Here is a 13,297-nt window from a genome sequence, read left to right as displayed (position 1 = left end):
CCGCGAAGGCGGGGACCCATAACCACAGGAAGTAGTTTGGCGAAGATTCGGGAGCTCGATACGCCTACCAGCCGCAGTCGATAGATCACGCGGTATGGGTCCCCGCCTTCGCGGGGACGACTGCGGGGCTACACCTTCCCGTCCACCATCACCTCGATCAGCTTGGTTCCCGGCCGGCCAAACGCCGACGCCAGCGTCGCCTTCAGTTCGCTGACATCGCTGACCTTGATCGCCTCGCAGCCGAGCGCCTTGGCGACGCCGGCGAAATCGACTGGCGGATCGACGAAATCCATGCCGACGTAATTGTCATCGCCGTGGAAGGCGAGCAGGCGCTGCTTGATGATGCGATAGCCGCCGTTGTTGGCGATGACGACGTTGAGCGGCAGCTTGTGATGCGCCGCGGTCCAGAGCGACTGGATCGAGTACATCGCGCTGCCATCGCCGGAGAAGCACACCACGGGGCGATCGGGATTGGCAATGCTGGCGCCGACCGCGGCCGGCAGGCCCCAGCCGATGCCGCCGGAGGCGAGCCCGTGATAGCCGTAGCGGTCGCGATGCGGATACAGGGCCGTGATCTGGCGGCTGGAGGTGAGACCTTCGTCGACCAGGATGGCGTTATCGGGCATAGCCTCGACCATTTGCAGCACCAGGAAGTCCGGATCGATCGGTGTGCGGCCGGCACTCTTGCCGATCTGCTCGACCAGCGCCGCGCGGCGCGCGGTCCAGTTCTTCGGCGCGAGCTCGGCGAGACGCTGCTTCGCGCGGCTCGCGAGGGCTGCGCCGCCCATCTCCTTGAGTACCGGGATCAGCGCGCGCAGCGTTTCCTTCAGATCCGCCTTCAGCGCGATCTCGGCCCCGTAATTCTTGGCGATCTCCCAATCGACGAGACCGATCTGCACGATGCCGAGGCCCTCAGGCAGCGCATCGACCTCGCTATAGACCGACATCCGCAAGGGATCGCCGCCGAGCGCGATCAGCAGATCGTAGGGCGCGAGCGTATCGCGGGCGACCTTCTGCACGCGCGCGAGCGTGCCGACGAAGCTCGGGCTTTCGGACAGAAAGTGCGAGCCGTAGGGCGTCGAGGACTGATAGGCCGCAGCGCCGAGCAGCTCGGCCAGTTCAGCCGCCTCCGTCAAAGCATCGCTCTTGACCACCTCGTCCATGGTGACGATCACGGGACGCTCAGCCTTGAGCAGGCGTGCGGCAAAGGCCTTCAGCGCCTCGTCCGACGGTTTCGTGCGGGCATCGATGCGGGTGGAGCGGCCGAGATCGATCCCGGCTTCGCTGTTGAGGATGTCGCCGGGCAGCGAGATGAACACCGGCCCGGTCGGCGGCGTCATCGCCACCTTGGCGGCACGGCGCACGATGCGCGGCAGGTCCTCCAGCCGTGTCACCTCGACCGCCCATTTCACCAGCGGCTCGGCCATGCGCACCAGCGGACCATAGAGCACCGGCTCCATCAGACCGTGGCCCTGCTCCTGCTGGCCCGCCGTCAGGATCATCGGCGTGCCCGTGAACTGGGCGTTGTAGAGCGAGCCCATGGCGTTGCCGAGGCCGGGCGCGACGTGAACGTTGCAGGCGACGAGCTTGCCCGAAGCGCGGCTGTAGCCGTCGGCGATCGCGACCACCAGGCTCTCCTGCATCGCCATCACATAAGTGAGATCGGGATGGTCCTTCAGCGCATGCATGATCGGCAGTTCGGTGGTTCCAGGGTTGCCGAACAGATGCGTGATGCCCTCGTCCTTGAGCAGCGCGAGAAAGGCGGAGCGGCCGGTGATCTTGTTCTTCATGTTTCCTCCAGGAGCGGACCGTTGCCGCAAGGACCGAAAGCATGATGGCCGAGATGCTGGCAGAGGCGCAAGGAAGCGCGGTCATGGCTGCGTTGCGCGGGAGAGGCGCTACATCTCCTCCCGCCCGAGTTCGAACGGGTCGTCCCCGCCAGCGCGCTTCTTCCTTTTCGAGCGCTGCCAGACGACGCCGGGAAAGCCCTTCAGCGGCACCAGGGACTCGCCGGTATAGGCCCATTCCTGCAGCTCTTCGATGGCGATGTGATAGAGCGGCTGGCGGCCGGTGCGCTCGTTGAACAGGGCGCGGGGGATGTTGACCATGTGCGGCCCGCGCGGGCGCTCGTACATGATCGGCGTGCCGCAATGCGAGCAGAAGCTGCGCGCGGTCTTCGTCGCCTTGTCCTCGTAGCGGGTCAGCGCGGTCTTGCCCGAGGTGATGCGGAAGCGCTTCTTCCAGCTTCCGACATAGGTGGCGTAGGCCGCGCCATGGGCGCGGCGGCTGGCGGCGGAATGATCGTGCCAGGCCCAGCGCGCGGGCACGTCGATCTCGAAGGCGACCTTGCCGCAGAGGCATTGGCCGGTGGCGATCCCTGCGGCGGCTGCGGCTTTGGCCATGGACGTCTCTCCGTCGTCATTGCTAGCGCAGCGAAGCAAGCTCGTCATTCCGGGGCGATGCGAAGCATCGAGCCCGGAATCCATCCCACGTCCAGGTATGCGGCCCGATGGATTCCGGGTTCGCGACTTCGTCGCGCCCCGGAATGACAGATCAAGCCGGCGTCAGCTCGTCATACACCGGATAATCCGTGTACCCCTTCTCCTCGCCGCTGTAGAACGTCGCGCGATTATACGGCGTGATCGGGTAGCCGTGCTCGAGACGACGCGGCAGATCAGGATTGGAGATGAAGATGCGGCCGAAGGCGATGATGTCCGCATGTCCGTCGGCGATCGCCGCATTCGCGGTCTCCCCGGTGAAGCCGCCGGCGGTCATCAGCACGCCGCTGTAGAGCGGACGGAACAGCACCATCGCCGATGGCACGTTCTGCCAGTTGACCTCGGCGCGGCCCGAGCCGCTGGAGCGCGGTTCGATGAAATGCAGGTACGCCAAACCCAGCTTCTCGAGCGCCTTCACGACATGGGTATAGAGCGGCATCGGATCGGGCTCGCCGGAATCATTGGCGATGCCGTAGGGCGACAGCCGCACAGCGACACGGTTCGAGCCCCAGACGTCGATCGCAGCCTGAGTGACCTCGAGCAGAAGGCGCGCACGGTTCTCGATTCCGCCGCCATATTGATCGGTGCGCTGGTTGCTGCGCGATTGCAGGAATTGCTCGAGCAGATAGCCGTTGGCGCCGTGGATCTCGACGCCGTCGAAGCCAGCGGCGAGCGCGTTCTTGGCCCCCTGCCGGAACGCCTCGACGATGCCCTTCACCTCATCAGTCTCCAGCGCGCGCGGCGTCTCGTAGTCGGCGATCTTTCCGTCGGCCGTCATCGCCTTCATGCCTTCGGCCTTGATCGGAATTGCCGAGGCCGAAACCGGCAGCTCGCCGCCGTGGAAGGAGGAATGAGAGACGCGGCCGACATGCCAGAGCTGGAGAAAGATGATGCCGCCCTTGGCGTGCACGGCATCCGTCACCTTGCGCCAGCCCGCGACTTGCGCCTCCGAATAGATGCCGGGCGTCGCCGGGTTGCCGCGGCCGTGCGAGATCACCGGCGAGGCTTCGGCGATGATCAGGCCGCCCTTCGTCGCACGCTGGCCGTAATATTCGGCATTGAGTGGCCGCGGCGCGAAAGTGTCGCGCTCGGCCCGCATGCGCGTTAGCGGCGCCATCGCGACGCGATGCGCGAGCTGGTAGGGACCGACCTGCAACGGCTTGAACAAGGCTTCGAATTTCATGTGGTCCCCGGATGTCTTTGAAAGGATGCAGATGATTGTGAGGGAGACTGACCGCCTGAAGGCGGTGGTTGTTCTCCCTCTCCCCGTTCTTACGGGGAGAGGGTTGGGGTGAGGGGCTGCCTCGGCAATCGCGGTGAGAGTTGGACTCGCGGAGAGTCCCCCTCACCCGGAATCCGCGCGTTGCGCGAATTCCGGCCTCTCCCCGCAAGCGGGGAGAGGCGAAGGAGAGCCGGCCTTACGCCGTCTTGATCCAGACGGCCTTCACGTTGAGATATTCCTCGACGTGCTGCTTGCCGGATTCGCGGCCGTAGCCACTCATCTTGTAGCCGCCGAACGGCACGGCCGGATCCATCGCCTGGTAGCAGTTGACCCACACCGAGCCGGCACGCAAGCGTTTCGCCACCGCATGGGCCTTGCTGACGTCGCGCGTCCACAGACCGGAGCCGAGGCCGAACGTGGTGTTGTTGGCGCGTTTAACCAGCTCGTCCATGTCCTTGAACGCGATTGCGGAGATGACGGGGCCGAAAATCTCCTCCTGCGCGATGCGCATGTTGTCCTCGACACCCGCGAACACCGTCGGCGAGACGAAGAAGCCCTTCGACAGCGCGCCTTCGGTGACCCGTCCGCCGCCGGCAAGCGCCTTCGCGCCCTCCTTCTGGCCGATGTCGAGATAGCCGGTGACGCGTTCGAGCTGCTGCTCGGAGACGAGCGGCCCGATCTGCACGTTGGGATCGAGGCCGTTGCCGACCTGCAGCTTCTTGCCGAACTCGGCGACGCGGCCGACGAACTCGTCGTAGATCGAGTGCTCGACGAACAGGCGCGTTCCGGCGCTGCAGATCTGCCCTGAATTGGCGAACACCGCCATCGCCGCGCCGGGCACGGCGGCGTCGAGATCGGCATCGGCGAACACGATGTCCGGCGACTTGCCGCCGAGCTCGAGCGAGACGCGCTTGAGATTGCCGGCGGACGCACGGATGATCGACTGGCCCGTGACATGCGAGCCGGTGAAGGCGACCTTGTCGACGTCGTGATGCGAGGCGAGCGCCGCCCCCGCGGTCTCGCCATAGCCGGGGACAACGTTGATGACGCCGGGCGGCACGCCCGCTTCCATTGCGAGCTCAGCGATGCGCAGCGAGGTCAGCGGCGCTTCTTCGGCGGGCTTGAGCACCACGGTGCAGCCGGTCGCGATCGCCGGGCCGATCTTCCAGATCGTCGCGGTCAGCGGCCCGTTCCAGGGAATGATGGCGCCGACGACGCCGATCGGCTCCTTCAGCGTGTAGGAGAATATCTCGCCGGGTAGCGAGTTCTCGATGGTCTCGCCGTGGATCGCGGTGGTCTGGCCGGCGTAATAGCGCAGCATGCCGACGGCGCGCAGGCGGTAGGCACGGGTGCGGCTCAGCGGCGCGCCCATGTCGAGCGTGTCGAGCTGCGACAATTCGTCGAAATTCTTCTCGACGAGATCGGCGAGCCTCAGGAGCAGGTTCTGCCGCTCGAACGGCTTGACCTTGCTCCACGGGCCTTCGAAAGCGCGACGCGCGGCCGCGACCGCACGATCGATGTCTTCCTTGTCGCCTTCGGCAACGGTTGCGAGCAGCTCGCCGGTGGCGGGATTGCGGGTCTCGAAGCGCTTGCCCGAGGCTGCATCGACCCACTTGCCGTCGATCAGCATCTGCTTGTAGGACCCGTTGGCGAACGGATGGCGCGTGATCGGAATAGCCTGCGACACAGCCATGGCTGCACTCCCTGTCAGGTGATTGATTGGTTCGATCTGGGCGGGATCGTTCGGCCGAGGATACAGCCGCGCCTGATAGGCGTAAAGGCAGCGCGGAACGAAGACCTCCCATGCCGACTTGTGCAGGGTCGCATCGCTGCCATGCTATAGCTCGGCTGAAGGCTTTCCACGGAGACGCTCGATGTCACATCCCGCCATCGTCAAGGACAATGTTGCCGTGATCACGGGTGGCGCAGCCGGCATCGGATTTGCCGCCGCCGCGGCATTTGCGCGCGCTGGAATGAAGGTATGTATCGCTGACGTCGACGAGACACGCTTGGCAGAAGCTGCAACAAAATTGTCATCCGTAACATCGGCCGCAAACGTCATGACCTCGGCCGTCGATGTCAGCAAGATCGAGAGCGTGACGGAACTCGAGCGCGCCGTCCACGCGCGGTTCGGCGGCACCGATGTCCTCATGAACAATGCCGGCATTCAGCCCGGCAGCACGTTGTTCGACGCGCCGGACAATTGGCAACGCATCATCGCCGTCAACATGTGGGGCATCATCAACGGCTCGCGCATCTTCGCGCCAAACATGATCGCCCGTGGCAGGCGCGGCCTCATCATCAACACCGGTTCCAAGCAGGGCATCACCACGCCGCCCGGCGATCCCGCCTACAACGTCTCCAAGGCCGGCGTGAAGGCCTTCACCGAGGCGCTCCAGCACGAGTTGCGCAACACGAATGACTGTCGCGTCACGGCGCACCTGCTGATCCCGGGCTTCGTCTTCACCGGCCTGACCGCAAAGGGACGCACCGAGAAGCCGGCCGGCGCCTGGACGCCGGAGCAGACGGTCGATTTCATGCTGGCGCGGCTGGAGGCCGGCGACTTCTACATTCTCTGCCCGGACAATGACGTGCCGCGCGCGCTCGACGAGAAGCGCATGCTCTGGGCGGCCGGCGACATCGTCGAGAACCGCCCGCCATTGTCGCGCTGGCATCCGGATTACGCCGATGCGTTCGCGAAGTTTGTGACGCGAGAGTAGGCCTGCACCGCTTTCTCGCTCGCCCCCAGGGCTATCGCATATGACTTGTGGCGGCGGTCTGCGCGCACGCCTCGTCCTTCGAGACGGCGCTGACGCGCCTCCTCAGGATGAGGCAAATCGGCGTCAGTGCCCGTTGAAACTGCTGCCGCGCACTCCGACCTCATCCTGAGGAGCCCGCCTCAAGCGGGCGTCTCGAAGGATGGCCGCAGGGAAATCTCAAATGCGATAGCCCTGCGCTCGCCTCGGCCTCCCGGGAGGGTGGGGTCACGGCCACCTGGCCTTGCCCCACCTTGACTCCCCCAAAATTCGTTATACAACATAACTATTCTGACAAGGACGCAAATGACACAAGGAAACGCCGAGACCGCGAATGCGGGTCCCTCCGGGCTGTTGAGGATCGAGCGGGCGGACCGGGTTCTGACCGTGGGTCTGAACCGGCCGGCCAAGCGCAATGCGCTCAATGACGGCATCATCCTGGAAATCGGCGAGTGTTTTGCGAACCTGCCCGAGGATATCGGCGCGGTCGTCATCCACGGTATCGGCGACCATTTCTCCAGTGGCCTCGACCTCTCCGAGCTGACCGAGCACGACGCCACCGGCGGGCTCCTGCACTCCCAGATGTGGCACCGGGTGTTCGACCGCATCCAGTACAGCCGCGTGCCCGTGATCGCAGCGCTCCGGGGCGCCGTGATCGGCGGCGGGCTGGAGCTTGCCTGCGCGGCCCATATCCGCGTCGCCGAGCCCTCGACCTATTTCGCGCTGCCGGAGGGGCAGCGCGGCATTTTCGTCGGCGGCGGCGGCTCGGTGCGGCTGCCGCGGCTGATCGGCGTTGCCCGGATGATGGACATGATGCTGACGGGACGCGTCTACAGCGCGACCGAGGGCGCGTCCTACGGCTTTGCGCAATATCTGACGGAGGCCGGCAACGGGCTCGGCAAAGCGCTGGAGCTTGCGACCAAGGTGGCGTCCAACGCCCCGCTGACGAATTTTGCCGTGCTCCAGGCGCTGCCGATGATCGCAGAGGCCAATCCGCAGACCGGCCTGTTGATGGAGTCGCTGATGGCCACCGTCGCGCAGAGCGACAAGGAGGCCAAGCGGCGGATCCGCGAATTCCTCGAGCACAAGACCGCGAAGGTGAAGCCCAAATCATGAGCGTAAAGTCATGAGCGCCCAGCCGTCCTCTTCCGGCATGGAGCGCGGCGCGAGCAATTTCCCGCTGCGGCCCATCTCGTTCGGCGATCCCGTCGTCAACATCGAGCGGCGCGACGACGGCACGATTTACCTGCGGCCAAAGCAGCCGCTCGGCGACTATCCGGTCCGCATCACCGACCGCCTGCATCATTGGGCCACGACGACGCCGGACCGCGTCTTCATGGCCGAGCGCGAAGGCGGTCGCGGCTGGCGCAAGATCACCTATGCCGAGCTGCTCACCGCGAGCCGCCACATCGCCTCCGCATTGATCCAGCGCGGCCTGTCGGCCGAGCGGCCGGTCGTCATCCTCTCCGGTAATTCGATCGACCACGCGCTCCTGGCGTTCGGCGCGTTCTATGCCGGCGTTCCGTTCTGCCCGGTGTCGCCGGCCTATTCGCTGGTGTCGAAGGATTACGGCAAGCTGTCCTATCTGATGAAGCTGCTGACGCCGGGCCTCGTCTTCGCTGACGATGCCGACAAGTTCGCCGATGCGCTCGCCGCCAACGTCTCGCTCGGCACCGAGATCGCCGCGTCCTATGGGCACGTGCCGGGCCGCGACGTGACCCTGCTCGCCGACCTGATGGCGACGCCGATCCGTGGCGATCTCGACGACGTTCACGGCAGGATCGGCCCTGACACGATCGCAAAATTCCTGCTGACCTCGGGCTCGACCGGCAATCCCAAGGCCGTCGTCAACACCCAGCGTATGATCTGCGCCAATCAGGTGATGCTGCGCGAGACGCTCGCTTTCCTGAAGGACGAGCCGCCGGTCATCATCGATTGGCTGCCGTGGAATCACACCTTCGGTGGCAATCACAATATCGGCCTGACGCTCTACAACGGCGGCTCGATGTATCTGGACGCCGGCAAGCCGGTGCCTGGGGGCATCGAGGAGACCGTGCGCAATCTCCGGGAAATTTCACCGACGGTCTATTTCAACGTGCCCAAGGGCTACGAATCGCTGCTGCCCTATTTGCGCGACGACCAGGGCCTGCGCGCCAAGTTCTTCGACCGGCTGCATGCGATGTTCTTCTCGGGCGCGGCGCTGTCGCCGTTCGTCTGGGACAGCCTCGACGAGCTCGCGGCGAAGGAGAAGGGCTATCGCGTGCCGATGCTGACCGGTCTCGGCGCGACCGAGACCGCGCCGTTCTTCATGTCGGTCAATCCGCGCACCAGCCGCTCCGGCCATGTCGGCCTGCCCGTCTCCGGCAACGACGCCAAGCTGGTGCCGAACAACGGCAAGCTGGAAGTGCGCGCCAAGGGGCCGAACGTGATGCCTGGCTACTGGCGCCAACCCGACATCACGGCAAAATCCTTCGACGAGGAAGGATTTTACAAGATGGGCGATGCGCTCAAGCCCGCCGATCCCGATGATTTCAACGCCGGCTTCGATTTCGACGGCCGCGTCAGCGAGGACTTCAAGCTCGCGAGCGGCACCTGGGTCAGCGTCGGTCCCCTGCGCGCGCGCCTCACCGCGGCCTGCGCGCCCCTGGTGCGCGACGTCGTCATCGCCGGCATCAACCGCGACGAGATCTCCGCGCTGGTCGTGCTCGATCTCGACGGCTGCCGGCTGATCAACCCGACGCTGCCGCCCGACGATCTCGTCGTCGCGACGCGCGACCGCCTGGTGCGCGAGGCTTTCCGCGAGCGCTTGACCCGTTTCCTCGGCCAGGCCACGGGATCCTCGACACGGATCACGCGCGCGATCCTGATGGACACGCCACTCTCGATCGACAAGGGCGAAGTCACCGACAAGGGCTCGATCAACCAGCGCGCAGTGCTGGAGCATCGCGGCGAGCTGATCGAGGAGCTCTACGCTGCCAATCCGTCGAACCGTGTGATATCGGTCACCTAGAAGAATATCGCCAAAGGAGAACGCCATGTTGTTGAAGGATCAGGCAGCCATCGTCACCGGCGGCGCATCGGGACTGGGCGCGGCCACCGCGCGAAAGCTGGCCGCACAGGGCGCCAAGGTCGCGGTGTGCGACCTCAACACCAAGCTGGCCGAAACGGTCGCCGCAGAGATCAAGGGCGTGGCCGTCACCTGCGACGTCTCCGATGCCGCCTCCGCTGAAGCCGCGATCGCGCAGGCGACCAAGGCCCACGGCCCGGCGCGCGTGCTGGTCAATTGCGCCGGCATCGGCGTTGCCAAGCGCGTGGTCGGCCGCGACGGCCCGATGGCGCTGTCGGATTTCGACAAGGTGATCAAGGTCAACCTGATCGGCACCTTCAACATGCTGCGCCTTGCCGCGGCCGAGATGTCCAAGCTCGAGCCGCAGGCGACCGGCGAGCGCGGCGTCATCATCAACACCGCCTCCGTTGCCGCCTATGACGGCCAGATCGGCCAATCCGCCTATTCGGCCTCCAAGGGCAGCATCGTCGGCATGACGCTGCCGATCGCGCGCGAGCTCGCGCAGTTCGGCGTCCGCGTGTTGACGATCGCCCCCGGCCTGTTCCTGACGCCACTGCTGGCGAACCTGCCGCAGGAGGCTCAGGACTCGCTCGCCGCCGCCATCCCGTTCCCGCGCCGGCTCGGACAGGCCGACGAGTTCGCCGCGCTCGCGCTGCACATGGTCGAGAATGCCTACCTGAACGGCGAGGTGGTGCGCCTCGACGGTTCGCTGCGCATGGCGCCGAAGTAAATTCGCGGATTAAGGCCAGCCAGATGTTCGTGAACCGGCGCGAGGTCCAGATCCAGTGGGGCGATTGCGACCCTGCGAACATCGTCTACTACCCGCGCTATTTCGCGATGTTCGACGATTCGACCTCGACCCTGTTCGAGGCCGCCGGTTTCTCCAAGCAGGACCTGGTCCGCAAATACGGCCTGGTGGGCATCCCGATGGTCGACACGCGGGCCAAGTTCTACATCCCCTCGACCTATGGCGACTGGATCACCATCGAGACCAGAATCGAGAGCATCAAGCGCTCGAGCTTCGAGGTGAAGCACAATGTCTACAAGGGCGAGGCGCTCGCGATCGAGGGTTTTGAGACCCGCGTCCTGGTCGGCCGCGATCCCGTTAACCCAGACAAGTTGAAATCGGCACCGTTCCCGGCGGAAATGGTAGCCAAGTTCACGGGAAGCTAAATCGCCGCATCACCAAAAGAGGGGGCTGAATTACCCCCCGATTTCTGCTTTCAAATAGACACGTAAAGGGAGGAATAGATGAAACGCTTTTATTTAACCGCTGCCATCACTGCGGCTGCGCTGGCCCTGCCGGCATTGCCCGCGCTGACCCAGACCAGCGAAGTCACCATCGGCATCACCACGACCACGACCGGGCCAGGTGCGGCACTCGGCATTCCCGAGCGCAACGCGCTGGAATTCGTGCCGAAGGAGATCGGCGGCGTGCCGTTGAAGGTGATCGTGCTCGACGACGGCGGCGATCCCACCACCGCCACCACCAACGCCCGCCGCTTCGTCACCGAATCCAAGGCCGACATCATCATGGGCTCGGCGCTGACGCCGCCGACCATCGCGGTCTCCAACGTCGCCAATGAAGCTGGCATCCCGCACTTCGGTCTGGCGCCCTTCCCGATCACGCCGGAGCGCATGAAATGGTCGGTGGCGATGCCGCAGCCGATCCCGATCGTCGGCAAGGTGCTGTATGACCACATGAAGGCCAAGGGCGTGAAGACGCTCGGCTACATCGGCTATTCCGATTCCTACGGCGACCTCTGGTTCAACGATTTGAAGGCGCAGGCCGTGCCGATGGGGATGACGATCGTCGACGAGGAGCGCTTCGCTCGTCCCGACACTTCGGTGACCGGCCAGGTGCTGAAGCTCGTCGCCGCCAATCCGGACGCCATCCTGGTCGGCGCCTCCGGCACCGCGGCCGCGCTGCCGCAGACCGAGCTGCGCGAGCGCGGCTACAAGGGCCTGATCTACCAGACCCACGGCGCGGCCAGCATGGACTTCATCCGCATTGCCGGCAAAGCAGCGGAAGGCGTGCTGATGGCCTCGGGTCCCGTCATGGCCCCCGAGGAACAGCCGGACAGCGCGCTGACCAAGAAGCCGGGCCTCGCGCTGAACTCCGCCTACGAGGCAAAGTACGGCCCCAACAGCCGCAGCCAGTTCGCCGGCCATTCCTTTGATGCGTTCGAGATCCTCAAGCGCGTCATTCCGGCGGCGTTGAAGACGGCCAAGCCCGGCACGCCGGAATTCCGCGAAGCCATCCGCCAGGCGCTGCTGACGGAGAAGGAGCTGGCGGCGAGCCAGGGCGTCTACAACTTCACCGAAAAGGACCGCTACGGCCTCGACGAGCGCTCGCGCATCCTGCTCACGGTGAAGGACGGCAAGTACACGCTGGTGAAGTAGGCGCTGCGAAGATTTGAGACAACGAGAGCCGGCCCGATGGGCCGGCTCTTTTGTTTGGTCAATGGCGTGAGCTGCGGCACCGGCGCAGGTGCGCCCCCTCTCCCGCTTGCGGGAGAGGGTTGGGGAGAGGGTGCCTCCGCGTTGGGACCCTCCGAGACTTACGGAGAAAACCCCCTAGAGGAGAAAACCCTCACCCGGCGCTTCGCGCCGACCTCTCCCGCAAGCGGGAGAGGTTGCACCGAGTCAGCCGATGCACCGCGGCTACGCCGCCTGCCGCAGCGGCGTCCAGGCGAACTCGGGATAATAGTCGTCCATCATGCGGTCGACATAGGCGGTGAGGTTCGGAAATCCCTCGGCCCGCTCGCGCAAAGCGGATTCGAAGAACGGTGAGAGGACGCCGGCGAGCATACCGAACGCAGTGGCATCGACGCCGCAGGGCCTGTTGCCCATCAGGAAGGCTTTGTCGCCGAGCTGCACCGACAGCGCGAACAGCGAACGCACGGCAAGATCGACGTCGTCATCCGGCGCATGGCGGCCGAGGCCAGAGAGCAGATAGTTCTCGGCGACGCGGAATTGAGCGTCCTCGCGCAGCTTCTCGCGATTGTGCTCCGGCGCACCGTCGAAGAAATGCGCGGGCCCCTTGGCGAAATTGACCGGATCGACCCAGCGCGCGCCCACCAGCGCCCAATAGACGTGGTGCTCGATCATGCGCTCGAACGCCCAGGCCTGCGCACGCTCGGCCAAGGTGAGGCCGGCATCGAAATCGAAGCCGTAGCGGCGCTCGATATGGGCCCGGATGAAGGTGGAATCGGCCACCGCCTCGCCGTTATCGTCGATGAAGGGCAGCTGCCCCTTGGGCGAGGCCGGCGGCATCGCCCGCTCTTTCCGATAAGGCAGTCCCGCCATCTTGAGCTGCACCTCGGTCTTGGTGACGAAGGGGCTGATTTCCGGCAGGCCGAAGCCGGCGCCAAAGCCGTAAAGCGTGATCATGCAAGCTCTCCTGAACCTGTCGAACGAGTGGAAGGAACCTAGCGGCCGGCTGCTGCCACCATGGTGGCAGCAGCCGTGATATCTTCTGCGAAGCGGGCCCCGCGCCAGGCGCGGCCCATCAGATGGCGGACCAGCGCATCCGCGGCATGGTTCAGCGAGCGTGTCACCAGGCTTGCGAGCGCAAATCGGAGATCAACGGCCATGAGATCGAGCGGAACGAGGCGGCCAAACGCCCAAGCCCGCAACATTTGGCCGTGCCACAGCTGCGCCCGCCACAGTGGACCGGCCTGGCCGAAATGGGTTGGAATGATCATGGACAAATCCTCTTCAGTCGATGTGTTGTCCCGGTATAGAACCCCCC

At 65.2% G+C, this 13,297-nt stretch carries 12 protein-coding genes; 6 read left to right on the top strand and 6 right to left on the bottom strand.

Annotation, left to right across the window (positions count from 1 at the left end; all coding sequences use genetic code 11):
- Positions 1–128: 128 nt before the first annotated feature.
- The 4 genes from I6F09_RS07825 to I6F09_RS07810 all read right to left on the bottom strand — a co-directional run bounded on the left by I6F09_RS07825 (position 129) and on the right by I6F09_RS07810 (position 5,413).
- Positions 129–1,790, bottom strand: coding sequence for a thiamine pyrophosphate-binding protein (locus I6F09_RS07825; protein ID WP_225187812.1), 1,662 nt, complete (start codon positions 1,788–1,790; stop codon positions 129–131).
- A gap of 108 nt (positions 1,791–1,898) precedes the next feature.
- Positions 1,899–2,402 carry a GFA family protein gene (locus I6F09_RS07820; protein WP_225156651.1) on the bottom strand — a complete coding sequence of 168 codons (504 nt, stop codon included), beginning with the start codon at positions 2,400–2,402 and terminating at the stop codon, positions 1,899–1,901.
- A 151-nt stretch (positions 2,403–2,553) separates the two neighbouring features.
- On the bottom strand, positions 2,554–3,681 hold the full coding sequence (locus I6F09_RS07815; RefSeq protein WP_225187811.1) for an alkene reductase: 1,128 nt from the start codon (positions 3,679–3,681) through the stop codon (positions 2,554–2,556).
- Between the two features lie 235 nt (positions 3,682–3,916).
- Positions 3,917–5,413, bottom strand: coding sequence for an aldehyde dehydrogenase family protein (locus I6F09_RS07810; RefSeq protein ID WP_225156649.1), 1,497 nt, complete (start codon positions 5,411–5,413; stop codon positions 3,917–3,919).
- Positions 5,414–5,594: 181 nt separating this feature from the next.
- Here I6F09_RS07810 and I6F09_RS07805 point away from each other — a divergent pair, with 181 nt between their 5' ends.
- From I6F09_RS07805 to I6F09_RS07780, 6 genes are all read left to right on the top strand, one after another.
- The gene (locus tag I6F09_RS07805) at positions 5,595–6,440 is read left to right on the top strand and encodes an SDR family NAD(P)-dependent oxidoreductase (protein ID WP_225126595.1); all 846 of its coding nucleotides are present in this window, start codon (positions 5,595–5,597) and stop codon (positions 6,438–6,440) included.
- A gap of 342 nt (positions 6,441–6,782) precedes the next feature.
- Positions 6,783–7,592 carry a crotonase/enoyl-CoA hydratase family protein gene (locus I6F09_RS07800; protein WP_035997250.1) on the top strand — a complete coding sequence of 270 codons (810 nt, stop codon included), beginning with the start codon at positions 6,783–6,785 and terminating at the stop codon, positions 7,590–7,592.
- 10 nt (positions 7,593–7,602) lie between these two features.
- Entirely contained in the window at positions 7,603–9,486 is a 1,884-nt protein-coding gene (locus tag I6F09_RS07795; RefSeq protein ID WP_057028302.1) for a feruloyl-CoA synthase, read from the top strand.
- A 25-nt stretch (positions 9,487–9,511) separates the two neighbouring features.
- Positions 9,512–10,273 (top strand): SDR family NAD(P)-dependent oxidoreductase, encoded by a 762-nt coding sequence (locus I6F09_RS07790; RefSeq protein WP_225187810.1) that lies wholly within the window; start codon positions 9,512–9,514, stop codon positions 10,271–10,273.
- Between the two features lie 23 nt (positions 10,274–10,296).
- Positions 10,297–10,716, top strand: coding sequence for a thioesterase family protein (locus I6F09_RS07785; RefSeq protein WP_035997242.1), 420 nt, complete (start codon positions 10,297–10,299; stop codon positions 10,714–10,716).
- Positions 10,717–10,794: 78 nt separating this feature from the next.
- Positions 10,795–11,946 carry an ABC transporter substrate-binding protein gene (locus I6F09_RS07780; protein WP_225187809.1) on the top strand — a complete coding sequence of 384 codons (1,152 nt, stop codon included), beginning with the start codon at positions 10,795–10,797 and terminating at the stop codon, positions 11,944–11,946.
- Positions 11,947–12,207: 261 nt separating this feature from the next.
- On the opposite strand, the gene I6F09_RS07775 is transcribed toward I6F09_RS07780, so the two are convergent.
- Positions 12,208–12,936, bottom strand: a complete 729-nt coding sequence (locus tag I6F09_RS07775) for a glutathione S-transferase family protein (RefSeq protein ID WP_225187808.1) — start codon at positions 12,934–12,936, stop codon at positions 12,208–12,210.
- Between the two features lie 38 nt (positions 12,937–12,974).
- Complete coding sequence (locus tag I6F09_RS07770) at positions 12,975–13,250, bottom strand: hypothetical protein (protein WP_225187807.1); 276 nt, start codon at positions 13,248–13,250, stop codon at positions 12,975–12,977.
- Between the last annotated feature and the right edge of the window lie 47 nt (positions 13,251–13,297).

Origin of the sequence: Bradyrhizobium sp. IC3195 (assembly GCF_020193585.1) — a bacterium.
Taxonomy (GTDB): Bacteria; Pseudomonadota; Alphaproteobacteria; order Rhizobiales; family Xanthobacteraceae; genus Bradyrhizobium; species Bradyrhizobium yuanmingense.
This window is presented reverse-complemented; position numbering and strand designations above follow the sequence as displayed.